23 protein-coding genes are annotated in these 24,286 nt (G+C 38.8%); 14 read left to right on the top strand and 9 right to left on the bottom strand.

The features are described from left to right. Positions 1-283 precede the first annotated feature (283 nt). On the top strand, positions 284-1,444 hold the full coding sequence (locus C9J38_RS18865) for an MFS transporter (RefSeq protein WP_107208438.1): 1,161 nt from the start codon (positions 284-286) through the stop codon (positions 1,442-1,444). Positions 1,445-1,502: 58 nt separating this feature from the next. Here C9J38_RS18865 and C9J38_RS18860 read toward each other — a convergent pair whose 3' ends face one another. Next, positions 1,503-2,417: an ROK family protein gene (locus C9J38_RS18860; protein ID WP_107208437.1), complete on the bottom strand. Its 915-nt coding sequence runs from the start codon at positions 2,415-2,417 to the stop codon at positions 1,503-1,505. A 275-nt stretch (positions 2,418-2,692) separates the two neighbouring features. On the opposite strand from C9J38_RS18860, the gene rodA reads away from it, so the two are divergent. Beyond that, positions 2,693-3,784, top strand: coding sequence for a rod shape-determining protein RodA (gene rodA / locus C9J38_RS18855; RefSeq protein WP_107208436.1), 1,092 nt, complete (start codon positions 2,693-2,695; stop codon positions 3,782-3,784). A gap of 47 nt (positions 3,785-3,831) precedes the next feature. On the opposite strand, the gene C9J38_RS18850 is transcribed toward rodA, so the two are convergent. The 4 genes from C9J38_RS18850 to C9J38_RS18835 form a co-directional block, all read right to left on the bottom strand. Next, positions 3,832-4,875 carry an outer membrane beta-barrel protein gene (locus C9J38_RS18850; protein WP_107208435.1) on the bottom strand — a complete coding sequence of 348 codons (1,044 nt, stop codon included), beginning with the start codon at positions 4,873-4,875 and terminating at the stop codon, positions 3,832-3,834. Between the two features lie 169 nt (positions 4,876-5,044). Then, entirely contained in the window at positions 5,045-5,281 is a 237-nt protein-coding gene (locus C9J38_RS18845; RefSeq protein WP_107208434.1) for a DUF3389 domain-containing protein, read from the bottom strand. A gap of 8 nt (positions 5,282-5,289) precedes the next feature. Continuing rightward, complete coding sequence (locus tag C9J38_RS18840; protein ID WP_107208433.1) at positions 5,290-5,721, bottom strand: hotdog fold thioesterase; 432 nt, start codon at positions 5,719-5,721, stop codon at positions 5,290-5,292. A gap of 115 nt (positions 5,722-5,836) precedes the next feature. Next, positions 5,837-6,907: an OmpA family protein gene (locus C9J38_RS18835; protein WP_107208432.1), complete on the bottom strand. Its 1,071-nt coding sequence runs from the start codon at positions 6,905-6,907 to the stop codon at positions 5,837-5,839. Between the two features lie 539 nt (positions 6,908-7,446). On the opposite strand from C9J38_RS18835, the gene C9J38_RS18830 reads away from it, so the two are divergent. After that, on the top strand, positions 7,447-8,919 hold the full coding sequence (locus tag C9J38_RS18830) for an FAD-dependent oxidoreductase (protein ID WP_107208431.1): 1,473 nt from the start codon (positions 7,447-7,449) through the stop codon (positions 8,917-8,919). 125 nt (positions 8,920-9,044) lie between these two features. Here the strand turns inward: C9J38_RS18830 and C9J38_RS18825 are convergent, their stop codons facing one another. After that, entirely contained in the window at positions 9,045-9,737 is a 693-nt protein-coding gene (locus tag C9J38_RS18825) for a hypothetical protein (RefSeq protein WP_107208430.1), read from the bottom strand. A gap of 309 nt (positions 9,738-10,046) precedes the next feature. Here C9J38_RS18825 and C9J38_RS18820 point away from each other — a divergent pair, with 309 nt between their 5' ends. The 7 genes from C9J38_RS18820 (at position 10,047) to C9J38_RS18790 (ending at position 16,950) form a co-directional block, all read left to right on the top strand. Then, complete coding sequence (locus C9J38_RS18820) at positions 10,047-10,589, top strand: hypothetical protein (protein ID WP_107208429.1); 543 nt, start codon at positions 10,047-10,049, stop codon at positions 10,587-10,589. A gap of 158 nt (positions 10,590-10,747) precedes the next feature. After that, on the top strand, positions 10,748-11,692 hold the full coding sequence (locus C9J38_RS18815) for a DNA ligase (RefSeq protein WP_107208428.1): 945 nt from the start codon (positions 10,748-10,750) through the stop codon (positions 11,690-11,692). 236 nt (positions 11,693-11,928) lie between these two features. After that, positions 11,929-13,038 (top strand): pyruvate dehydrogenase (acetyl-transferring) E1 component subunit alpha, encoded by a 1,110-nt coding sequence (gene pdhA, locus C9J38_RS18810; RefSeq protein WP_107208427.1) that lies wholly within the window; start codon positions 11,929-11,931, stop codon positions 13,036-13,038. Further along, a complete protein-coding gene (locus tag C9J38_RS18805; protein WP_107208426.1) occupies positions 13,031-14,014 on the top strand; it encodes an alpha-ketoacid dehydrogenase subunit beta in 984 nt (327 codons plus the stop codon). Before pdhA ends, C9J38_RS18805 begins: the two co-directional genes overlap by 8 nt. Further along, positions 14,011-15,213, top strand: a complete 1,203-nt coding sequence (locus C9J38_RS18800; protein ID WP_107208425.1) for a dihydrolipoamide acetyltransferase family protein — start codon at positions 14,011-14,013, stop codon at positions 15,211-15,213. The genes C9J38_RS18805 and C9J38_RS18800 overlap by 4 nt, the downstream gene beginning before the upstream one ends. A 127-nt stretch (positions 15,214-15,340) precedes the next feature. Further along, positions 15,341-15,661, top strand: coding sequence for a cytochrome c (locus C9J38_RS18795; RefSeq protein WP_107208424.1), 321 nt, complete (start codon positions 15,341-15,343; stop codon positions 15,659-15,661). A 155-nt stretch (positions 15,662-15,816) separates the two neighbouring features. Next, positions 15,817-16,950, top strand: a complete 1,134-nt coding sequence (locus C9J38_RS18790; protein WP_107208423.1) for a M14-type cytosolic carboxypeptidase — start codon at positions 15,817-15,819, stop codon at positions 16,948-16,950. Positions 16,951-17,004: 54 nt separating this feature from the next. Here the strand turns inward: C9J38_RS18790 and C9J38_RS18785 are convergent, their stop codons facing one another. After that, positions 17,005-17,829, bottom strand: coding sequence for a CPBP family intramembrane glutamic endopeptidase (locus C9J38_RS18785; RefSeq protein ID WP_107208422.1), 825 nt, complete (start codon positions 17,827-17,829; stop codon positions 17,005-17,007). Positions 17,830-17,998: 169 nt separating this feature from the next. Here C9J38_RS18785 and C9J38_RS18780 point away from each other — a divergent pair, with 169 nt between their 5' ends. The 4 genes from C9J38_RS18780 to C9J38_RS18765 all read left to right on the top strand — a co-directional run bounded on the left by C9J38_RS18780 (position 17,999) and on the right by C9J38_RS18765 (position 21,568). Continuing rightward, positions 17,999-18,421 carry a DUF3859 domain-containing protein gene (locus C9J38_RS18780; RefSeq protein ID WP_107208421.1) on the top strand — a complete coding sequence of 141 codons (423 nt, stop codon included), beginning with the start codon at positions 17,999-18,001 and terminating at the stop codon, positions 18,419-18,421. A gap of 129 nt (positions 18,422-18,550) precedes the next feature. Then, positions 18,551-19,375 (top strand): phosphate ABC transporter substrate-binding protein, encoded by an 825-nt coding sequence (locus tag C9J38_RS18775; RefSeq protein ID WP_105062077.1) that lies wholly within the window; start codon positions 18,551-18,553, stop codon positions 19,373-19,375. A 317-nt stretch (positions 19,376-19,692) separates the two neighbouring features. After that, entirely contained in the window at positions 19,693-20,799 is a 1,107-nt protein-coding gene (locus C9J38_RS18770) for a DSD1 family PLP-dependent enzyme (protein WP_107208420.1), read from the top strand. 388 nt (positions 20,800-21,187) lie between these two features. Beyond that, positions 21,188-21,568: a PH domain-containing protein gene (locus tag C9J38_RS18765; RefSeq protein WP_107208419.1), complete on the top strand. Its 381-nt coding sequence runs from the start codon at positions 21,188-21,190 to the stop codon at positions 21,566-21,568. Positions 21,569-21,624: 56 nt separating this feature from the next. On the opposite strand, the gene C9J38_RS18760 is transcribed toward C9J38_RS18765, so the two are convergent. Next, positions 21,625-22,806: an amino acid aminotransferase gene (locus C9J38_RS18760; protein ID WP_107208418.1), complete on the bottom strand. Its 1,182-nt coding sequence runs from the start codon at positions 22,804-22,806 to the stop codon at positions 21,625-21,627. 156 nt (positions 22,807-22,962) lie between these two features. After that, positions 22,963-23,655: an FCD domain-containing protein gene (locus C9J38_RS18755; protein WP_107208417.1), complete on the bottom strand. Its 693-nt coding sequence runs from the start codon at positions 23,653-23,655 to the stop codon at positions 22,963-22,965. Positions 23,656-24,286: the final 631 nt, after the last annotated feature.

Genomic DNA, 24,286 nt, shown 5'->3' with positions numbered 1-24,286 from the left:
TAAAGTGCGATTTTGAGTTCAGTTTAATAATCACTACTCTAACGATTATTTTTTGGCATTAATCAATGTAATGAAATGCCCTGTTTCGCATTAGTTTTTCTCATTTTACTAATGTTAGGTTAGGGTCAATAATCGCCGCGTTTTCTAATAAAACACTTTTTTAAACAGCTCTGTCTTGTTATCTCCAGTGATCATTCCTTGATTTCTGGTTTTTCGTTTTCTAAACGTATTTACCTTAAATAAAGACAGATTATTTCAAACATTTCACTTGGAGACCAAGGTAGTGCAAGACATCACTACTTGTCGCAAAAGCGGCGGCATTTTTGTGCCTGTTGCTGGACTAACTGTATTCGCAATCGCATCAGGCTACCTAATGAGCTTGGTTCCGTTATCATTAGCAAATTTTAAAATTGATAGCAGTTATGCAAGTTGGTTAGCAAGCATCTATTACATTGGTCTTCTTATTGGCTCAATGATGATCGAGCCAATTATTGCGAAGATTGGTCACCGTGTGGCTTTTATTACTTTTTTAGCTTTGCTAGCAGCAACTGTTGCGGTTTTGCCAATTTTTCCAAATAAAGAAGTATGGCTATTTGCACGCCTCGTTGCTGGTATGGCTGTTGCAGGTATTTTCGTTGTTGTTGAATCATGGCTACTTATTGGTGATAACGCGAAAGAGCGAGCAAAACGTCTTGGTTTTTACATGACCTCACTCTATGGTGGCACCACTGTTGGTCAATTAGCAGTAGGCATGTTTGGTGTTAAAGGGTTTATTCCTTTTATCGTTATTCTAGTGCTATTGCTAATCGCAATTTTACCGCCTCTGTTTGTAAAACAAGGTCAACCTAGCAGTGATTCACACCAAGTGTTATCAATAAAGCAAATTGCACGTTTGAGTAAACCTGCAATTATTGGTTGTATAACTTCAGGTGTTGTAATGGGCAGTATCTACGGTTTAATGCCTTTAGCATTAAAGCAAAATGCTCTAACAACAGATCAAGTAGGCGTGTTGATGGCTGCAATCATTCTTGGTGGTATGGTTATTCAACCTGTCGTTAGCAAACTTTCAATTAAAATGAGCAAAACGCTATTGCTTGCTTTAATGTCTTTGCTTGGTGTTTTTGCTATGGGTATTACTTACCTATCATCAGACTATGTCGTTCTGATCACGGCATTGGCGTTGTTAGGCATGTCTGCTTTTGCGCTTTACCCAATTGCAATTACATTGGCGTGTGACAACTTGGATTCTTCATATATTGTTGCTGCAACACAAGTTATGCTGTTTAGTTACAGCATTGGTTCAGCACTGGGTCCAATTGGTGCTAACAGCTTTATGGCAGAGCAAAATGGAATAATGGATTTCTTCTTCATTGTTCTACTTGCAACGGCAATTTACATGCTAGTAGCAAGTTTACAACGTAAGCCTCAAGTTCTGGCAAGTTAAAACAAAAGCGCGATACTATTAATATGTATCGCGCTTTTAACTTTTGGCTGACTCTTGTTTAACTGATGTTCTTTACTAAAGCTGCAGCGCCATACACACCAGCACTATCCCCTAGCTCTGGTTTTACAATCAAGGTATTAAGCTCTGTATTAAACAAGTGCGGTAAAATTTGTGTTTCTATATCTTGGTATAACGCGTCAATATTACCGACACCACCACCAATCACGATGATCTCAGGATCAAGTACGTTAATAATTCGTGCGACCGCTAAACCAAAATACTCACGTAAACGTGTTATTGTTTTCACTGCTTCATGATTATTCTGTTTGGCTTGCTCGACGATCTCAGGCAAAGATAACGCTTGCGATGAAAGCTCGTAATAATAACGCTCTAATCCTTTCCCAGAAATAACCGTTTCCACACAACCTTGCTTACCGCAATAACAATCCGCGCCATTATGCTCAAGAACATTATGCCCCCACTCACCAGCAATACCATGGCAGCCGTATAAACATTTACCGTCTACCACTATGCCAGACCCTACGCCCGTTCCCATAATGATGCCAAATACAATTTGAGCATCAGGTTTGATACGTTTGACGACCCCAAAATGTGTTTCTGCTAAAGCAAAACAATTGGCATCGTTAGCAATAATTGCATGGATTCCAAGCATTTCATTAAGATCTTTATCAAGAGGCTGACCATTTAATGCCGTTGTATTGCAGTTTTTCATAACGCCATGAATCGGATCAAGCGTACCTGGTGTTCCAAAACCAACCGCGTAAGGGTAATGTCCAACTATTTTTGCGCACCGCTCAATCAGTACCTTTATTTGACCAAGTATATGTTGATAACCTTTAATACTTTCTGTCTCAATGCGCTCACGAATAATGGGTTGATCTGAGTTACGATCTATCACAATACATTCGATTTTTGTACCACCTAAATCAACACCCCAGTAATAACGATCCATCTGATTCTCCGACTAAATTTACAGAGAAAGTATAACGGTATTTATCTTTACTTCTCTGTACTTGGTCACTATTTAAGAAATATTATTGTTATACATTGTGCGCTACTAAAATTAGCATTTTATGCGATGATCATTAGAAAAACAGTCATAATATTTTATTTTAAGCCCAAGCCACATTTTGTTTCACTTTTTATCTTGCGGCAAATAATAACTCACCTAAAGTGACAAGCATTACTAACGTCTACGCAAATTTGCGTGAATCAGTGAAGTACACGATGAGTAAATTCCGTCCTTATATCGATATACCACTATTAATATCGATTTTAATTCTTATCACATTCAGTTCTTTGAGTGTATGGAGTGCAAGTAGCTTTAGTGAGCCAATTATAGAGCGTCATCTTATTCGTGCAGGAATTGCGATTATCGCATTATTGTTTATGTCATCTATTTCACCTGCCGCTTATGAGCGAAGTGCTCCATATTTGTTTTTTATTACTGTACTTTTACTTGTTGGTGTCTTTGTTCTTGGTGATAGCACCAATGGCTCGCAACGCTGGTTAGCATTAGGACCAATACGTTTTCAACCGTCAGAACTTGTAAAAATAGCGGTCCCAATCATGATGGCTTGGATCCTTGTCAGTGATGCGGGTCGACCTAGTATTAAAAAGATCATGATTTGTTTGATAGTAACTGCGATTCCAGCGGGATTGATTTTTATTCAGCCAGATCTAGATGGTGCTATCTTCACGGTAATGTACGCTCTATTTGTTCTATATTTTGCGGGGATGTCATGGAAGTTAATTTCATCTGTGATAGCCATTATTGGTGTCAGTCTTCCATTGGCGTGGTATTTCGTAATGGAGACCTACCAGAAAAAACGTATTCTTCAATTTTTAAATCCTGAATCAGATCCATTAGGCTCTGGCTATCAGATCATTCAATCCAAAATTGCGATTGGATCTGGTGGGATTTCTGGCAAAGGTTGGATGGATGCAACACAAGGTCATCTTGGTTTCATTCCAGAGAGTCATACCGATTTTATCTTCTCAACATTTGCAGAAGAATGGGGATACATTGGTAGTTTCACTATTTTAGCTATCTATACGTTTATGACTTTTAGAGTGTTATGGCTGGCGAATCAGTCAGAATCAACGTTTGCACGATTAGTCAGTGGCTCATTTGCTTTAAGTTTCTTTCTTTATAGTTTTATTAATATTGGTATGGTGAGCGGTGTATTACCTGTTATGGGAAGTCCATTACCTTTCTTTAGCTATGGTGGTTCAGCGATTATTACTCAAGGTGCTATTTTCGGTATTATTATGGCGCTTTGTTTAAGAAAGAAATCTATTTGCGCACCTAACATCTAATACCTAATAGATTGAGTCAAAAAAAGCGCCTTTCGGCGCTTTTTTATTTATAGGTTATTTTCCATTGCGCAGCAGTCTGGACGCTCAGCAGCATCTTCTGTGGCAATCTTTAATGCTGGTGAGTAAATCTCTACACGGCGATTTTCTGCTCGACCTTTCGCGGTATCATTAGTCGCAATAGGGTTTGCTTCACCCATCCCTTTCGCTGTAATTTGGCTAGCGTCAGCAACATACTGAGAAAGCAAATCAGCTACATTTTTCGCACGCTTTTCAGATAATTTCTGGTTATAAGCTGCACTACCTGTATTTGATGTATAGCCCGTCACTTCAGCTGTTGCACTCGGGTAACGTGTTAAACGTTGAATCATTGGTTGAAGGCGTTGCTTATCTTTTTCAGTTAAATGCTTACCATCAACACCATAAGCAATCGTAACCGTTGAAGGCTCTACTGTTACTGTTGCAGCTTGAACTGGCGGTGCAGTATCAACAACTGGTGCAACAACGGCAGGCGCTGCTCCCCAGCTATATACAAGGCTCAAACCATAAAACTGTGTATCAAAGTTATAAGCTAGATTCGTGTTACGAGGCTTAGACTGAATATCGTGGTAAAGCTGGTACTCTAAACGGGTAGATAGATGGTTAGTCAATTTATACTCAACACCGACACCAGCCGTACCAAGTAAATGATCATCAAGGTCTTTAACGCCATAGCCATGGAAGTCAGCGAGCATGTAACTGCCACCTAACTTACCAAACACGCCCCATTGATCATTGAGGTTCCATGTCATTTTAGCTGTAAGATCAATAGCATGTTGCTTAATCTTATTATTTTCAAACTTAGCTTCACCTAACCATGTATAACCCGTTTCAACCGCAAACCAAGGTGTAAAGTTGTAACCTGCAAATACACCAGCCGCGACATCATCTTTATTAAGATTTATGCCAGTTATATCTTGATAGTTCTGTTGAAAATTTGAATAGTGAGCACCACCGAGTCGTGTGCCAACATAAAAAGGATTAACAGTAGCAGCAGATACAGCGGTTGATACAACTAATGCAAGCGGTAGTAATGCAATATATTTTTTAGACATGTGAAATTCTTATTATTGTTCAATTATTACTCTAACATACCCGATGAGAGGTAAATGTTTCCTGTAAGGAATAATATTCCATATTTATAATTTCAACTAGGTTATTCAGAAATAAATTAGTTCATAAAGATAATTTTAATATTCTTTATTCAATATAAAGCAAAAAAGGTTAATAAATAGTAATCGCAATACCTATTTCATTAGCAAGTTGTTGCAATTGCTCATTCGAATCTAACTTTATAGACCAATTAATCCCGCTACCAACAGCACTAACAACATTAGCGCCAGAAATAAGTGTTAGCTCATCAACTTGTGCTTGAAGGTTAATCCTGCAATTTCCATCAATTCTCACAACGACTTCTCGTTGAGTCGCGATAATTCGACCTTGTTCAAAATGTATTATCATCGGTTATTTTATTTCTTCTTCTTATTAATAATGACGGCCATTGTTAATCGGCTAGTACAAATTAATCGCTGTCTTTCATCTCTTATTTCGATTTGCCAAACTTGTGTGGTTGCGCCTAAATGAAGAGCACTAGCACGGCCAGTTACAACCCCCTCTCTTATTGCACGAATATGATTTGCGTTAATATCTAAGCCAACGCAGTACTTATCATGATCTACACACAAATTTGCGGCTACTGACCCTAATGTTTCAGCTAAAACGACTGAGGCTCCACCATGTAACATACCCAGTGGCTGGTGTGTTCTGTGATCAACTGGCATTGTTGCCGAGAGTGATTCTTCGTCAAAAGCTGAGTAGGTAATACCTAAATGTTTAATTAATGTATTTTCTGAGGTTTTATTAAGGCTTGCTAAACTAAACTCTCTTTTCCAAATAGTCATTCGACTCTCATACCATTAAACTACGATAAAGTAATAGTTTAACATTGATTTTAAATTTTATTACAAACATAAAAAAAGCGCCTTGCGGCGCTTTTTTATAACTCAAAAGAGTTAATTACTGAACTACAGCTTCTGCAACTTCAGCTTGGATTTCAAAACCAGGAGTAGTTACATCTACACGACGGTTCTGAGCACGACCTTCAGCAGTGTCGTTTGAAGCTACTGGATCTAGCTCACCACGGCCTTCGCCTTTAACACGGCTTGCATCGATGTTGAAGTGCTTCATTAGGTATACCGCTACAGTCTTAGCACGCTCTTCAGAAAGCTTCTGGTTGTAAGCTTCTGAGCCACGGCTATCAGTGTGACCGATAACAACTAGTTCTGCGTTAGGGAAGTTAACTAGACGCTGAGCGATAGGCTCAAGACGTGCTTGGTCTTCTGTAGTTAGTGTGTCGCTGTCGAATGCGAAAGGCATTGTTACAGAAATTGGCTCAACTTGAACAGTTGCAGCTTCAACAACTTCTTCAACTACTGGTACAACAACTGGTGCAGGAGCGCCCCAACCGTAAACTAGGCTCATACCGTAGTAGTGAGTATCCCAACTTACCTTCGTATCAGTACCAGTCGGCTTAGTTTCCATATCGTGGTAGTACTGGTATTCAGCACGTGCAGATAGGTTATCAGTGAAGTGGTATTCAGCACCTAGACCTGCAGTTGCAATTAGGCTGTCATCACGATCGGTTTCTGTTTGAGTTGGAAGGCCTTTAGCACGAGTGAACTGCCATGCACCACCAACTTTAGTGTATAGATCTACTTTATCAGTCGCTTGGTAAGTGAACTTACCTACAAGGTCGATAACTTGTTGTTCTACTTTACCTTTGTCATGATGCTTGTCACCTTTTAGAGTCACTTCACCTAACCAAGTGTAACCACCCTCAATTGCAAACCATGGTGTTACGTTGTAACCCATAAATAGACCTGCAGCGAAATCATCACGATCAATACGGAACTCAGAACTTGGATTACCGTAAGTAAAGCCACCATTAACTGCTGTCTTTGAATCGAAGTCAGCGTAATGAGTGCCGCCAGCACGAACGCCAGCGTAGAATGGGTTTTCAGTTGCTGCGTTCACAGCACCAGAAATTAAAAGTGCAAGAGGTAAAATCGCAAAACGTGCTTTAGACATGTTTTTTATCCTTTATTTTATGAATGTTGCCACTACAGGTGCTTTTTTAGATGCTTAAACTCACAAATACAAACATAGTTTTTATTTTTGCGTATCACCTCAAAAAAACAGGGGTTAATTTACCAAACATAAAAATAAAAAGCTATAATAAAAAAATTTCTTGTAACATTTAACTTTTTTAAATGGTTGTATTTAAAAGATTCATGAATATTACCCATCAAAATACTGCTTTTATAAAATAAAATAATTATCACATTTTAACAACAAACCCTATCGTACTTATGATTGTGTAATTTTATTTTCCAGCTATTGACTCGGTTTTTATATCCACTTTTCATTCATATTTCTGCTTAATTAAACAAAGCGGCTATTTTGTGAGCAAAAAAAATAAGTGCGATTGTTCTAACTTTTGATCTAACTTTATATTTCTCTCGTAACTGTATCCTTGTAAAATACAATTGGCTTAACATCCTTAATTAAAGCCATACAATTTTTAACCTTATAACCACTATTGAATTTCACATTTAAGCCTAATCATTATGAATATTTCAGAGCGCCACTCTTCAGAAGGCATTAGCCATTCAACTGTTGGTATTATTGGTGGAGGGGTCGCGGGTGCTACGATTGCACTTCGTCTTGCTGAACTGGGAATTTCAATAAACCTATTCGAAGAAGGGATAAGTCTCGTTAACGGCCCACCTATTTGCCATCTTCATGCGGGCGGCAATTTATATCGTGAGATTTCTAGTCAACAGTGTCTCAACCTATTAGAGCAATCGATTGATACACTCAGAGTGTTCAAACATACCGCGAACATTCGCCCAACTGTTATCGCTGTGCCCATTGACGATAAGGGCTCGGCATTAGATTTAATACCTCGCTTAGATTTACTAAAAACCACTTACGAACAATTGGTGAAACGAGATAGTAAGAATAAAGTGCTAGGTGAGCCTAGTGATTACTTCACTCTCTATTCGCAGCAAGATATAGAAAAGTTAAAGCTCTTAGATAATCCAACATACCCAGTCACACCTGATGATTGGATGATCCCTGTCGCCAAATCGCTTCAATTAGATCAATTCAAATACCCTATCGTAATGGTACAAGAGTATGGTTTAAGTGTATTTCGAATTGCAGCAACCGCATCCCTAGCACTGAAGCAGATGGAGAACTGTCATGTATTACTTTCAAGTAAAGTGTGTGGGGTTGAATTTGACCAAGTCACTCAGCGATGGTTAATCACTTATGAAACTCAGGATAATCATAAGCAACAATGTACTGTTGATTACTTGATCAATGCTTGTGGCTATCGTTCTGGCACAATCGATGATCTTGCTCATATTCCACGAGAGCGAATGGTAGAATTTAAAGCCGCTTATGTAACACGCTGGGAGAAATGTGAGGGGCATTGGCCAGAAGTGATTATTCATGGTGAGCGTGGTACGCCAAAAGGCATGGCTCAACTCACACCTTACCCTAATGGCTACTTCCAATTACATGGAATGACAAAAGACATTACTCTATTTGAAAATGGGTTAGTAACCTCTGATCATTCCTCTGCTCAACCAAAACTTAATGACGCTTTTAAAGAAAAATTAAACCGTCAATGGTCTGAAGAAGAAGTGATTGAGCGTACAGAAAAAGCGATAAAACATGTCGCACAATATGTTGATACATTTAAAAGTGCTGTTGTAGGCGGAAAACCATTATTTGGCGCTCAGCAAATCCCAGGGACTGATGCAACGCTTCGTGCTGCAGATATATCGTTCTCTGGTGACAACTATGCGCGTTCTGAAATTGTAAAAGCTTCATCAGCACTATCAGCAGCCGATGCTATTGTGAATGAACTCATCACAAAAGGAATCATCAATTCGTATCATGATGATGTAACTACAAGAGAGCAGCTTTTTTCAACAACCTTGCAGTTAGATAAACAAGAAATAGTTTCGAATGCGGAAAAAATTGCCATTCAGCGCGGTTTTCCTGCTTCACTTGCTCAACCTATAGGTTAGTAGCTAAATTATAAAAAGCCGCAATGCCTCATTTTATAGTGTCACTTCACTGTAAAAGATCAACATTGCGGCTTTTTTGAGGCTATTCCTAGCACTCAGAAAGAACCTTGATAAAGGTTAACTCATTACGCATTAATTTTCTTATTAAGCGTAGCTAACGACTGTTTTAACTTGCTTTCTTGTGCTTTTAACGTATTAAGCTTCTGTTGAAAAGCCGCGTAATTATCACAATCTTTTTGTGATACCCAGTTCCAGCTATTACCGGATTTAAACTCTGCACATGCTTTTTTTGCTTTTTTTATATCAGGGCTAAGAGCCACTATTTGCCTTTGAACTACAGCTAAATCATGCTGTGTCTTTGATTTTTGTTCAAACAACACATTTGAATTATCGATCACTTCTTTTTGTTGCTTGGTTTTAGTTTTTAGCGCTACCACTTCTTTATTAAGTTTCTTTTTGGTCACGACCAGTTTTTGGGTTGTCTCTTGCTGCTTTTGAATATTAGTTAATTGCTGTGTTAATTGCTCAAGCTGAACCTTTTGTTGATCTAACTGCAAATTTAGTGCATCTAACTTTTGATTAGAGCTTTCAACAAGTAACGCTTTCTCATCTGTTAACTGTTTAACTGATAACTTTTCTTTATTGAGTTCGTCAACTACTGACTGATAGTCACTTTTTAACGTACTATATGCCGTCGTCACAGGCACATTATTGTAATGCTGTATACCTGCGCCCAATGCCCCGCCAGCTAATAACCCAAGAAGTAACGACAATTTCCAGTTACGTTTTGTAGTTTTTCCTGTAGTACTACTCGACATATTTTTTTCTCCTAAACATACAGCAACAGCACATTTTTAATTTTTGTTATTATCTAAATGCGTAATTTAACATTTAATATGTAATCAATTGTCATATTTATAGCAAGGTTTCGAACAACCTCACTTCGTACAGTTTAATTTAAGACTTTATCTATAAATCTAGATTGCCGTCTCAGAAATAATAATGTGTATTACAAATAATAGTTTGTAATGTTAGCCACATTTTGATTGCCATAAGCACTAGTGTTTAAAGTAGGAACAAAATGTTGTCCTCGATTTACACTGATGTATGTCTATATGGTGCGCACTATGATTACACCACTACTTTTTCTCACTGTTTCTGCTTTTTCAACGCCTCTGCTTGAAAATTCAGTTTATATCCAAAACAATTCTGCTTGTACGTTACGTATAAAAGAAGAGCGACATCAAGATAAGATTATTTTGGCATTATCATCTAATTACCATAGTAAATTTGATATTAAAATATATCATTTCAATGACTTATCCGCACCATCTCGAGGTAAATTAACTCAAGAGCCGATCTTTAATAAAACTAAAGCAGATATAAAGTACTTAGTCGATCATAACCTTTTCAAACGTATTGATAGTAAAAATGTCATCTACAGCACGACTATCGCGAATGATAATGTCAGCCCAAAATTATTCATCGATACTTTTCGCTCTCACGGCAACCGCTCGCGGATTTATATAGAAGGACTAGAACAACCTCTCTCTTTTGTTGCTGATCATAAACAAGCACAAGCTTTCTATAATTGCGCTGATAGCTATACAACAAAGGCGGATGTTGTAGTTAAAAAAACGACATCATTATCGAGACTTAACAACAACTAAATATACTTAAAACACATTAAATTGTTAATACTTGTATCATCTCGAAGAAATTTTAGAGTGACAACACACTATTTCAATATGAAACCGTATTGATATTTTCCATTATTACAAGTGTCTAATACCTTAATTATTACTAATTATAATTTAGAGGTTAGGCGATGATAAACATATTAACTGCTGCTGAAGTTTCCTCAAGAAAACATCTTAATTATATAAATAAACCGCTCTCACCTATCGCAGCATTAGTCATGCTGACACTTTCATTTTCTGCACAATCAACCCCTGAATTAATGAAAGCTAAAGCCTTAGATTTACAGCACCTTAATGACAAGAACAGTGTTATTGATAATATAGAATTCCCTGTCAGAGAATACCTTGTTAGTGAGAAGCTTGATGGCATTAGAGCTTATTGGAATGGCACACAACTTACGACAAAATCAGGTAGACAAATCCATGCTCCTCATTGGTTTATAAAAAACTTACCCGCAATAGCGCTTGATGGTGAACTGTGGCTACAACGTGGTAAATTCCAAGCTCTGACTAAAATAGTCATGGATCACGTCCCTAATGACAAGGCATGGCGTAACGTCAAGTATATGGTGTTTGATTTACCTGCATCAGATTTACCTTTTGAACAACGCTACAACAGCTTAGTTAAACTTATCCAGACTCACAGTACAGTGCCAAACAACGTGCTTTATCTAGTTGAGCATAAACGTATTAACGAAATCAGTATTCTTACGCAATGGCTTGATATTATCGTTAATAACCATGGTGAAGGCTTAATGCTTCAGCATATCAATAACTACTATGTCGCAGGCAGAACAAATAAGTTACTAAAACTCAAACAACATCAAGATGCTGAAGCAATTGTTATTGGTTACGAAAAGGGAAATGGAAAATATCAGGGATTAATGGGATCTATTTGGGTAAAAACAATCAATAATAAAACCTTTAAGATAGGAACAGGCTTTACTGAACAACAACGCAAAAACCCTCCCCCCCTTGGCACTACCATTCAGTTTCGTTACAACGGGTATACCGAACGAGGTATTCCACGGTTTGCACGTTTTAGCCGGGTAAGATTATCGCCAGACACATAGCAACATAAAAGACCATAATTTACATCAATAATAAGCATAATTAACTACCATTTGTAAACAATAGGTCTTTTTTCCAATAAATTCGCTGTATTGTTTTGTTTACTGTTATATCAACGAGAAAGCTCAAGCAAGTTGCTGTCTATTCGTTACACTTAAATTATCCAGTTCAAGCCGTTATAACGATTCACTTCTTAGCAGAAAATAATAAAGAGGTGATAAAACACAAGGAGCTTGGGATGAATAGACAGACACAACCCATGCATCGTTATATAGATCACCGTGGTCATTTAGTCACCCCTCTTCCTGGGTGGGCTAATGATACATTGCTACAGCAATTTTACCGCGATATGGTTTTAGTTCGTCACTATGATAAAAAAGCAATTGCCTTACAAAGAACAGGAAAGTTAGGGACTTATCCTTCACACCTTGGCGCGGAAGCCATTGGTATCGCGATTGGTTCTGCTATGCAATCTACCGATGTGCTTGCGCCTTATTACCGTGATATGCCCGCACTATGGGCGCGGGGTATAAGTATGTTGCAGAACTTGCAATACTGGGGCGGCGATGAATTAGGTAGCAATTTCCCCTCAACATCCCCTGATATTTCACATAATGACGATATGCCATTTTGCGTGCCAATTTCAACACAATGCACTCATGCTGTCGGTATAGCAGCAGCAATGAAAATCAAAGGATTACATAGAGCAACCGTTGCCACTTGTGGTGATGGAGCAACCTCAAAAGGTGACTTCTTAGAATCTCTCAATTGCGCTGGTGTTTGGAATATCCCCTTAGTATTTGTAATCAACAATAATCAGTGGGCGATCTCTGTACCACTGCATTTGCAATGTCATGCCGAACACTTAGTCGATAAAGCCAAAGGCGCAGGAATCAAAGGTATCATGGTTGATGGCAATGATATTGTTGCCATGTACGATGCCCTTCTACAAAGTTTAGATCAGGCACGAAAAGGTAAAGGTGCGACATTAATAGAAGCGATAAGTTATCGCCTTTGTGATCATACAACTGCTGACGACGCCTCTCGTTATCGTGAAGATGAAGAAGTCAAACAAGCATGGCAATTCGATCCTATTGCTCGATTAAAGACCTATTTAATCAATCAAAATTTATGGTCAGAAACCGAAGAGTCACAATGGTTAGCCATTTGCCATCAGCGTATTAACCAAGCCGTTGAACAATACCTTGCTCTCACTGTACAAGCGCCAGAATCAGCATTCGATTATCTTTACGAGAAAGCCGATCCCGATCTGCACTATCAACGCGACGCACTTATCAGTAAAGCGATGCGAATGGAGAAGCAAAATTCAGGAGGGAATAATGGCTGACATTACATTAATAGAAGCAGTTAACCTCGCCCTTCACTATGAAATGCAACACGATCCTAATGTCGTTATTTTGGGTGAAGACATTGGTGAAAATGGTGGCGTTTTTCGTGCCACACTCGGTTTAAAACAAGCTTTTGGTTGTAAACGTGTGATTGATACACCACTGGCAGAATCGTTAATTGCTGGTGTCACTGTTGGTATGGCATCACAGGGTCTCCGACCTATTGCTGAATTTCAATTTCAAGGCTTTATTTTTCCAGCAATGGAGCACCTAGTATGCCATGCAGCAAGACTAAGAAATCGTACTCGCGGCCGCTTAACCTGCCCTGCTGTGTTTAGAGCCCCTTTCGGTGGAGGCATTCATGCACCAGAGCATCATTCTGAAAGTATCGAAGCAATGTTTGCCCACATTCCGGGCTTAAAAGTTGTGATCCCCTCTTCACCGCAACGTGCTTATGGATTACTGCTCGCCGCGATTCGCAGTAACGATCCGATCTTATTCTTTGAACCCAAACGGATTTACCGAACCGTTAAATCACATGTCGAAAATAACGGTCTCGCTTTACCGCTTGAGCAATGTTTTACGTTGAGAAAAGGAATAGATATTACCCTAGTGACTTGGGGCGCTTGTGTGGTCGAATCACTTCAAGCAGCAGAAACCTTATCTCATCATGGCATAGAACTTGAAGTGATTGACTTAGCCAGTATCAAACCTATCGATATGGCGACCATTACAGCATCACTCGAAAAAACAGGCCGCTTATTAGTGGTGCATGAGGCAGCAAAAACCTGCGGTGTTGGTGCAGAGATCATTACAAGAGTAGCTGAAAGCGCGATGTGCTTACTGAAAGCACCGCCTAAACGCCTAACAGGGTTTGATACCATCATGCCTTATTATCGTAATGAAGATTATTTTATGATCCAACACGATGACATTGTAAATGCCGCTCGTGAACTCATGGAGGGTTGGCAATGAAAGCATTCACATTACCCGATCTTGGTGAAGGTCTGGCTGAATCAGAAATTGTGCAATGGCATATTAATATTGGCGATACCGTGAAAACCGATCAAGTGGTCGTCACTGTAGAGACAGCAAAAGCAACGGTTGATGTTCCTGCACCTTATAGTGGAAAAATTGTCCATCGTTATGGTAACGAAGGCGATGTTATTAATATTGGTCAATGCTTGCTAGAAATCGATGAGTTACTCGCGAATACTGCGAGCGTAATGCCAGAAAAAATCAGTCCAAGCTCTGCAAATCACAGATCCTCTTCGGCTACGGTTGTAGGCAACATCTCCCAGCTTGATAAACATGTTGATGTTGATCCGATCTGTGATGATGCAAATCAAACCGTTAATTTACACTCGATTGCTAATCAACATCATCCATTAATTGCGACCCCTTCAGCACGGTTATTGGCACAGAAGTTAGGTGTCAATATTAAAGAAATTACCGGATCTGGGGCTAATCACTTAATTATTGATAATGATGTCTATCTTGCTTACCAACAACAAATACCAGGGACTGAAATATTAAGAGGATCGCGCCGTAATATGGCAAAGAATATGACGCGATCGCACCATGATGTCGCTTCAGTCACTCTGACTGAAGAAGCACATTTATATCACTGGCAAAAAGATGACGACATAACGGTCAATCTAGTTAAAGCTATTAATAACGCCTGTCATATAGAGCCTGCGCTTAATGCATGGTTTGATGCGGAAACAATGACAAGGTGTTTACATAAAACTGTTAATATTGGTATTGCTGTCGATAGCAGCCATGGCCTGTATGTGCCTGTATTACATCATGCAGAACAATATCATCAGGAAGGGATCAGACGCTGGATTGATCGTACCGCTGCCAGTATTCGCAGCCGAAAAATAGATCGTCATCAATTACAAAAAGCAACCATCACACTTTCTAACTACGGCGCTATTGCCGGTATTTTTGCCACTCCCGTTGTGACACCACCGCAAGTTGCCATTATTGGTGCTGGACGGATCATGGATAAAGTGATCATGGAAGACGAACGTGTAAAAACCATAAAAGTACTGCCTCTTTCTATTACCTTTGATCATCGAGCATGTACGGGAGGAGAAGCCGCGCGATTTATTAAGGCACTAGTCAATAGCTTAGAAAGTCCACCTTGTGACAACATTGAATCTTCATAACGTGATAACACTTACTTGGAATAAAGTTACTAACATATTGTTACATCAAACAATAACAAAATATTGCATGGTATAAACAACAGCTTATGATAGTAATTACCTTTCATTTTGCAGTCATATAAAAACTATGCGCTATTCATTTTTTACAGCAAGTCTTATCACGCTTCTCTTTTCAAGCTCACTTATGGCAATGCCTGATGGTGATGCCACCCAAGGTGAAATTAAAACGCCGAGCTGCCGTTTTTGTCACGGTAGCAATGGCATTGCACCACGCCCAGATTACCCGAATCTAAAAGGCCAAAATGCAGAGTATTTATATAACTCAATGCAAGCATATTTAAATGACAGCCGCACTGGGGGGATGTCGTCAATGATGAAAGCCCAACTTAAAAATTTATCTGATCAAGATATCGCCGATATCTCTGAATACTATTCACAAATGAAATAATCGCGCTCAACGTCAGTCGTCCTTCAATCTGAGTAGAACGACTGATTACTTATTAATCATACAAATCAATTGCCGTGTTTTATAACGGAAAAAACATCATAGGCAGACTATCTTTGTGGTAAGTTGAGATTAAAGCCTAGAATGAGAAACTAAAAATGAAAATCTTCAGTAACTTTGAAAGTGGAAGTATTAACGTTGTTAAAGCGGATAGCAAAGACGACATTCAGTTAACTATTCCTAACGATAATAACTCTGAACTTCATCAATGGTTCCACTTCCGTTTAGAAACAGAAGCTCAACAACCGCATAACTTTACAATCCTAGATCTGGCAAATTCAGCCTACCCTGAAGGCTGGAAAGGCTATGATGTCGTTGCTTCTTACGATCGTGAAGAATGGTTCCGCATTCCAGCTGAATTTGATGGCGATAAATTAACCTTCAGCGTGATCCCTGAAAATGAATCAATGTATTTTGCTTACTTTGCACCATACAGCTATGAGCGCCATCAAGATCTTCTTCACCTTGCACAAAGCCACTACAACTGCCGTTTAGAAACATTAGGCCACACACTTGATAACCGAGATATGAGTCTATTGGTTATTGGTGATGAATCAACCGCTGAAAATAAAAAGAAAGTATGGGTGATTGCACGTCAGCACCCAGGCGAGACAATGGCTGAATGGTTTGCTGAAGGTCTTATTCAACGTTTACTGGATGAAACCGATACTGTCGGTCGTGCTTTACTTGAAAAAGCCGTTTTCTACATTGTGCCTAACATGAACCCAGATGGTAGTGCGCGTGGTCACCTTCGCCTAAACGCGATTGGTGTAAACCTTAACCGTGAATGGCAAACACCATCACTAGAAAACAGCCCAGAAGTTTTCTACGTGCGTGAAAAAATGTTTGAAACAGGTGTGGATCTCTTCCTTGATATTCATGGTGATGAAGCGATTCCTTATAACTTCGTTGCGGGTTCAGAAGGAATTCCATCTTATGATGCGCGCTTTGAAAACCTTGAAAATATGTTCAAGCAAGCACTGCTAACAATTACACCAGAGTTCCAAGTTGAACATGGTTACGATAAAGATAAGCCCGGTGAAGCAAACCTAACAGTCGGCTCTAACTGGGTAGCAGAAGAGTTTAAATGTCTTTCTTACACCATTGAAATGCCATTTAAAGATCACAACAACCAACCAGACAGCTTATACGGTTGGTCACCAGAGCGAAGTGTGGCATTTGGTAGCGACACACTTGCAGCGGTGTTAGTCGTCATGGATCACTTACGCTAATATCCTGTAAGTAGTAAATATATAAAGCGGTCATCATGGTGACCGCTTTATTACTTATTTTGCTAACATCGGATAAGTAAAGAAAATCAAATGCATCAAATTAAACATAAAGTGTAGTAATACAGCTACCCATAAACGCCCTGTCAGATAGAAAGCCAAGCCGTAACATAAACCGGCAAGACCTGCGAACACAACTAGCAACATGCCACCAGCTATATGTGCAAATCCAAACAGTAAGCTAGCAACAACAAGCCCGATTACCCAACCGAAACGCTTCGATAAACCTTGTTGGATAAAACCGCGAAAAAGTGCTTCTTCTGCTACACAAGTAAACAACAAGTTGTTTAATACAAATAACCACAACCAATGTGGTGTCGAAAAAGAAAACTTTAACGCTCCTAACCCCGCAGCAATAGGTAATAACGACAAGCATCCCATCACAACTAAAGCGAGTACTTTAAAATTGCAAGTTTTGTTACTCCCTAACAATGCTGGATAAGCCAATAACAAACCAAAGAAAACCAACGGTTTATCTAAATTTAAATACATAGTAAACGGTGTGCTATCAAGGCTAGCGTACACCTTATCTAGTACTTGTAGATTATCAAAACCGGGGATCGCGTGAGCAAAAAGCGCAAAAGACCAAATCAACATGAAGCTTAACCCAGCATAACGCCACTTCCCTTCTTGCTTCGCGGTGAAATACGCCACACAAAAACCAATCGCAACACCAGCGATAGCAATGATTGATAACCGCTCTTGAAATACCGCAGCAAGTAAAGCTAAAGTAACTAATACACCAGTCAATAGTGTTTTACGATAAAACCCACTAACGACAGCGCATGCTAGTAAACCCCATATCCAAACTGTTGGTTCCATTTACTATTTCCATTCATAATAAGAGTTATTAACATCTAAATTATCAGAAAACATATCATACCCTGAAGAAATATTTGCTAACATCTTAATTTTAAAAGAAAATTAATGTTTTTTGATTTATTATTCGGTTATCTCATCCGTACCGTTAATCAAACGAGATCCACAATCAATGGCAAAAAATAAACCTATTATACACCTACACTCATACGGCATTTTCACCACCTGGGATGCAGACTCAAAAAAGCTACCGAAGATCAAAGAGTTTACCTTAGACATTCCAGCTGAAATTGATATTGAATTTGGCTTTACCGTTAATATAAAAAAAGCCAAAGGCGAAAAGGTTCATTACTGCATTTACCACCCCAACATCACTAATGACGACGGTGAAGTCTTAGAACCATTCGATGGGTATGTTTATGTTGGTAATAATGATTGGGATTTTTACCTTGGCGATACAATTTGGGCTCCCATCAGCAATAAAGTTGGCCCGTGGCGTATGACATTAGAAATGAATAACAACATAATTGCGGAAAAAACCTTCAATGTTTTCAATAATGATGAAGGGCAATTTTGGAAGCGTCGCGGACTTTAACCATTTTTGAAACAAAACCATTTCATTATTGGAATCTAACCTTGCTTCCTAATAATATTTTTTGAAACAAAGTTGTCACATAGTCGCTTTAACTTAGTCAGCAAATAACTAAGCCCCTAAAGGATACACATGACTAAGTCACTTCTTGCACTTTCATTAATTTTAAGTTCTGCGGCAGTATCTACATCGGCTATGGCTGCAGAACACATCGCCGTATCAGGTTCAACTTCTGTTACAGAGGTAATGGAAGTGTTAGGTGAAACCTACCATAAGAGCCACCCTGACGTATTTATTGACATCAACGGTACGGGTTCAACTGCAGGCATTAAGTCTTCAATCGAAGGTGTAAATGATCTAGGTATGGCTTCACGTAACCTATCAGCAGAAGAGAAAAAAGCAGGATTGGTTGAAACGGAAATTGCTCGTGACGGTATTGCTGTTGTTGTTAACCCAAAAAACCCGGTTAACAACCTAACAAAATCGCAAATCGAGCAATTATTTAAAGGTGATGTTACCCAATGGTCTCAAGTTGGTGGTAATAGTGACCCAGTAGTTGTGACAACACGTGAAAATGGTTCTGGTACTCGAGGTGCGTTTGAAGAGTTAATGGAACTAACCACAAAAATTAACGGCGTTAAAGTATCGACTATCAGCCAACGCGCACAAGTTGCGAGTGGTAATGGTATTGAAAAAACAGTCGTTGCGAATAACAAAGATGCGATAGGTTTTGTGTCATTAGGTTCTATTGATAACTCGTTAAAAGCAGTTGAGGTAGACGGCCACAAAGCTTCTGTTGCAGATGTACTGAACAAGACTTACCCACTTTCACGTCCTTTCTTGGTGCTAAACCAACCGGGTAAACTAAAACCTGCAGCTAAAGAGTTCCTAGCTTGGATCATGTCGCCAGAAGGGCAAAAAATCATTAAAGATAAAGGTTATATTGCTATGTCTTAATATATCTAAAAAAATCCACACTCCTTCTGTGGTAATGAATGAACTTTCCTCCCAGAGTACGTCAGTACTTTGGGTTGAAATGTCCTCTCCTGCTGTATTTCCTTTCCCATTTTCTCCTATTCTTATCCTGAACCTCAGACACCCAACAGTTCATTAAAAAGTTTGCGAAACCAGTAAACACAAGTGTTCGCAGCTATATTCATAAGGATTCTTACTTTTATAAAAAATATCCTCATAAATTCATTATCGCTATCAAGAACAAATAGGGCGAAAATAAGACAGCTTCCCTTAAAAATAAAAAGAGAGAAAAGTTAACAATGAATATCGCTCAACTCCCCACACCAGCTTTGATCGTTGATTTCGACAAAATGAAAAACAATATACACGAGATGCAACAACGTATTGATGCTCTACAGTTAAATCTCAGACCGCACACTAAAGCACATAAAAGCCCCACTATAGCGAAAATGCAGATTGATGCAGGAGCACAAGGAATATGTACTGCGAAACTTGGGGAAGCCGAAGTTATGGCTGCAGGGGGGATTAACGATATTCTAATAACAACCCCTATAGCCGGAAAAAATAAGATTCAACGTTTAGTCAAACTTTATCAGCAATATCCCGACTATCGCTTTATTCAGGTAATTGATCATAAGCAGCACATCATCGATATCTCAGAAGCAGCAACAGATGCGGGAATTTGTATTGAATTAATGATTGAAGTAGAAAGTGGTCAACAACGTTGTGGCGTGGAGATCGGTGATGACTTAATTTCATTAATAGAAACAATTAACTGTTCTGATGGTGTAAGTTATGTTGGGTTGCAGGCATACAGTGGTCACTTGCAGCACATAAAAGGTTATCAAGAGCGAAATACTCAAGCAAGAACAGTCGTTGAAGATCTCTTTAATTACATTAATAACGTATTAACACCTAAAGGGCTGGCACCGGAGATTGTGAGTGGTGGTGGAACGGGCACATATGAAGCCTATCAAGGGCTAGGGTTTAGTGAAATTCAAGCAGGCTCTTACTTGTTTATGGATACTACTTATCAAGATATTGGTGATGAAAATGATCAGTATCAAAATAACCAATTTGATGTCACTCTAAAAGTATTAAGTACTGTTATTAGCCACCCTACCCCACAGCGAGCGATCATTGATGCAGGTATGAAATGTCTTTCTATTGATCTTGGCATGCCTAGAGTAGAAAGTGACGACATGCTTAGTTACAAATCGGGAGGAGATGAACATGGTATTATTCACCTCATTAATAACCATGAACCACTACAAATAGGCCAACAACTCATATTGCTTCCAAGCCATTGCGATACAACGCTAAACAATTTCAACACCTTGTATGCCGTAAGAGGAAGTGAAGTCATAGATCAATTCCCAATTATTGGCCGTGGTCGTTCTGATTAAACCTCTATTTAAATATCATAAAACGCAGCGCTTCACTCACGCTGCGTTGTGAGCAGAAAGGTAGCGCTAAAGTATGCTGTTAACGTAAATGTCTTTTACTGTACCTTTATTATCTGAAAACGATTTTACGCTCCCCCTCAATCTATGAAGTCATTATCGAAGTTACCAATTGAAATAGGATACTCACAGCTCCACCAATATTTATAGGGAACATTTACATATCCATTAGGGTTTCCCTTTATATCCAGTACTTTTCCAGACTCTTAACGAAAAGCTCACCCAAACCTTGTCATGTTTCTGCTAGTGTAAAAAACACAATTCGATTAAAATCGAAAACAGTATATCGATAAATTAATCATTTAGTTATCAAGGATAAAAGGAAGAACACATGGGTCTTTTTAATGCACTGTTAGGCAACGCTGGTGAAATGAGTATCGCTGATGCGACTGAGGAGCTATCAACCATCCTTGGTCCAAACGAAAATATTGAACTCGCATACAAACTGGTTCGCGATATGATCATTTTAACGGACTACCGCCTGATCCTTATTGATAAACAAGGTATTACAGGTAAAAAAGTAGAGTACCGTTCTATTGCTTACAAATCGATCACCATGTATGCCGTAGAAACAAAAGGCCACTTCGATTTAGATGCAGAATTAAAATTATGGATTTCTGGTCAACATGAACCACTGACTCTTGAGTTTAATGGCAAAACTAACGTCTACGCAATGCAAGGATTACTCGCGGCAAAAGTTGCCGGTAAATAACAGAACATAAGTAAAAAGCCTGCACTAATCAAAATAGATGCAGGCTTTATTATTAATTATCGTGACACACTAACTAGAGCATCTGCCAAGTGGTCGATATGCTTTTCTTGTAAGCCGGCTATATTTATTCGACCATCTCCTACCGCATAAATACCATATTGCTCACGTAGCGTTAAAATCTGCTCAGGCGTTAAACCTGTTACAGAGAACATACCTTTATGCTGTTCAATAAAATCAAACTGCTCACTACCACGTTGACGTATCGCTTGTGTTAGCCCTTGGCGTAGCGTCAAGATACGGCTATGCATGGTATCTAATTCATCTTTCCAGATATTTGTCAGTTTCTGATCATTTAAAATATCAGCAACTAAAGCCGCACCATGATCTGGTGGCATGGTATAACTTGAACGCGCTAAAGTAAGAATACGTCCTTTCGCTTTTTGTGCTTCTTGCTGACTATTACTAATAATAATCGCAGCACCCGTTCGTTCACGGTACAAACCAAAATTCTTTGAACAAGAAGTCGCGACAACCATCTCTTCTGTATTGTCAGCCATATACTTAAGGCCAGCACCATCTTGTTCTAAGCCATCGCCAAAACCAAGATATGCCATATCGACAAACGGCATAAAACCATTTTTGTTTGCCAATGCCGTAATCGCTTGCCAATCGGCAAAACTAATATCAGCACCTGTCGGGTTATGGCAACAACCATGTAATAACACCACATCATTAGGGCCTGCTTTAGCCAGTTCGTTGAGCATCGCCTCGCTATTTACTTGCTTGGTTTCAGGATCGAAATACGGATAGAACTTCACCTTTAAACCTGCTGCTTCCATTACAGGTTTATGATTAACGTAGCTCGGATTGGTTAACCAAACGGTTGTATCAGGTTGTGCAACTTGAATAAGATCAGCAAGCATACGTAACGCACCGCTCGCGCCCGGTGTTTGCACCGCTGCAGCGCGAGAATGTGCCGATGTTCCTGAAAGTAAAAGATCCATCATCGACTGATTGAAGACTTCACTACCCGCTAACCCCACGTATGATTTTGTTGTTTGTGTCTTAATTAAGCGTTTCTCAGCAAGTTGAATCGCTTGCATGATCGGTGTTTCACCAAGGCTATTGCGGTAAACACCAATACCTAAATCTATTTTGTTGACACGCGGATCTTCTCGATATGCGATCGATAAGGAAAGAATAGGATCCAATTGGGCTGGAGAGAGCGATTTAAACATCAAATTAATTCCATTTATATAACAATGAAATTAAGTTATCACTTCATTTAATTAACGTCATTAGAAATAATGAAATCAAACATTAATTAATTGATTAAGTTAAGCATTATAACTTAATCAATTATCGTGTGTTGCACGTCTTACTTTAACATTTGGCTAGTTAAGTAACGCTTTCAACGAAGGGGCTTTTTCAAGGATCTGGTACAAACGCTCACTATGTTCTTTTAATAACTGACATGAGAGTTCAACATTACGCGATAATACTGCTTTCATCAGCGCTTCATGCTCACCATTGTCATGATATTGTTTCTCAGGTGATAAGTTCGCGCTTAATAAGAAATGTCGATAGCGTTCTTGCTGATCATAAACATTTGAGATCATATCAAGTATAAACTCAGAGCCTTCGCACGCAACAAGCGATAGATGAAACTCTTTGTGGCGTAGTTCCCATTCATCATAATCAAACAATACTGACTCAGGATCTAACCGGTTAAGCTTATGAAAAGCGGTTAAAACCTGTAATTCCCATGCTTCATCACCCTTTTTAATCGCATCTTTTAACGCAACATGACCAAGCGCTAAACGTGCCTTCAAAATCCCACGTAACTCATCAAGTGAAACATCGGCAACCCAAAAACCTTTCTGCGGCTCCATCTTGACGTACTTTTGCCAAGTTAATTGCACCATCGCTTCTCTTAAAGGAGTACCGCCAACTTGATAGCGTTCTTTTAATTCACTCAATATCAGCTTCTGGCCAGCCTCAAACTCACCACATAAGATATCATGCCTAATCTGGCACATAACTCTATCGCTTATGGTTGCAAAATTATCTTTAGTCATACCAACCATCTAATCTTAATCATAAATTACACAATACAAATTCGGAATAATCTCAATGAGACGATTACTGACATATTACCCAATATTAAACATATCTACATTACGAAATTTGGGGATTGCCACTTTCCCGATAAAAACTTAATACAGTAATAATGAATAATAATTCAAACTTTATTCTATTCACAAAATAATGCTAGAACACTTTACCATTAAATAAGATAAGTAATTATTCCTGACGTTTACTTTTTTTGTTCTAAAGATAGAAACTCACAATAGAGTCTGTATTTTTAACAATATAAATTAACAAGTTAACAAATCAATATTCACACAAATAAATTCTGCAATAGCATACAAGAAGGTTAAAAATACATATAAATGCGCTAAATGGCCAATTTATTACCATAATGTTTAGAAATGACGGCTCTTCTTCATTTTATGCGCGGTATAGCGGTATTAATTTGAACACCACAATATAATCTTGCCCATTAATACCTAATTTCTCTTTTAAAACGATGACTTACCGAGCATATTCAATTATTAGCATCTTTATTATTAATATACTTATGTTTAATTGGCACCCACAGCATAGTGTCTTTAGCTTTGCGCTTATTTTTTGGTCACTTCTGCCTCTGTTTAGTTT

The sequence above is a fragment of the Photobacterium sp. GB-210 genome (assembly GCF_003026075.1).
Taxonomy (GTDB): Bacteria; Pseudomonadota; Gammaproteobacteria; order Enterobacterales; family Vibrionaceae; genus Photobacterium.
Note: the sequence above shows the minus strand (reverse complement) of the source record. Positions and strands in the feature narration are given on the sequence as shown.

Bases quoted from the DNA above. Each gene is read 5' to 3' on its own strand.
- C9J38_RS18755 (WP_107208417.1), bottom strand. From the start codon at position 23,655: ATGGTTGGTATGACTAAAGATAATTTTGCAACCATAAGCGATAGAGTT.
- rodA (WP_107208436.1), top strand. From the start codon at position 2,693: ATGAGTAAATTCCGTCCTTATATCGATATACCACTATTAATATCGATT.
- C9J38_RS18790 (WP_107208423.1), top strand. From the start codon at position 15,817: ATGAAAATCTTCAGTAACTTTGAAAGTGGAAGTATTAACGTTGTTAAA.
- C9J38_RS18825 (WP_107208430.1), bottom strand. From the start codon at position 9,737: ATGTCGAGTAGTACTACAGGAAAAACTACAAAACGTAACTGGAAATTG.
- C9J38_RS18795 (WP_107208424.1), top strand. From the start codon at position 15,341: ATGCGCTATTCATTTTTTACAGCAAGTCTTATCACGCTTCTCTTTTCA.
- C9J38_RS18760 (WP_107208418.1), bottom strand. From the start codon at position 22,806: ATGTTTAAATCGCTCTCTCCAGCCCAATTGGATCCTATTCTTTCCTTA.
- C9J38_RS18815 (WP_107208428.1), top strand. From the start codon at position 10,748: ATGATAAACATATTAACTGCTGCTGAAGTTTCCTCAAGAAAACATCTT.
- C9J38_RS18860 (WP_107208437.1), bottom strand. From the start codon at position 2,417: ATGGATCGTTATTACTGGGGTGTTGATTTAGGTGGTACAAAAATCGAA.
- C9J38_RS18780 (WP_107208421.1), top strand. From the start codon at position 17,999: ATGGCAAAAAATAAACCTATTATACACCTACACTCATACGGCATTTTC.
- C9J38_RS18835 (WP_107208432.1), bottom strand. From the start codon at position 6,907: ATGTCTAAAGCACGTTTTGCGATTTTACCTCTTGCACTTTTAATTTCT.
- C9J38_RS18800 (WP_107208425.1), top strand. From the start codon at position 14,011: ATGAAAGCATTCACATTACCCGATCTTGGTGAAGGTCTGGCTGAATCA.
- C9J38_RS18845 (WP_107208434.1), bottom strand. From the start codon at position 5,281: ATGATAATACATTTTGAACAAGGTCGAATTATCGCGACTCAACGAGAA.
- C9J38_RS18765 (WP_107208419.1), top strand. From the start codon at position 21,188: ATGGGTCTTTTTAATGCACTGTTAGGCAACGCTGGTGAAATGAGTATC.
- C9J38_RS18840 (WP_107208433.1), bottom strand. From the start codon at position 5,721: ATGACTATTTGGAAAAGAGAGTTTAGTTTAGCAAGCCTTAATAAAACC.
- C9J38_RS18785 (WP_107208422.1), bottom strand. From the start codon at position 17,829: ATGGAACCAACAGTTTGGATATGGGGTTTACTAGCATGCGCTGTCGTT.
- pdhA (WP_107208427.1), top strand. From the start codon at position 11,929: ATGAATAGACAGACACAACCCATGCATCGTTATATAGATCACCGTGGT.
- C9J38_RS18805 (WP_107208426.1), top strand. From the start codon at position 13,031: ATGGCTGACATTACATTAATAGAAGCAGTTAACCTCGCCCTTCACTAT.
- C9J38_RS18820 (WP_107208429.1), top strand. From the start codon at position 10,047: ATGATTACACCACTACTTTTTCTCACTGTTTCTGCTTTTTCAACGCCT.
- C9J38_RS18830 (WP_107208431.1), top strand. From the start codon at position 7,447: ATGAATATTTCAGAGCGCCACTCTTCAGAAGGCATTAGCCATTCAACT.
- C9J38_RS18850 (WP_107208435.1), bottom strand. From the start codon at position 4,875: ATGTCTAAAAAATATATTGCATTACTACCGCTTGCATTAGTTGTATCA.
- C9J38_RS18770 (WP_107208420.1), top strand. From the start codon at position 19,693: ATGAATATCGCTCAACTCCCCACACCAGCTTTGATCGTTGATTTCGAC.
- C9J38_RS18775 (WP_105062077.1), top strand. From the start codon at position 18,551: ATGACTAAGTCACTTCTTGCACTTTCATTAATTTTAAGTTCTGCGGCA.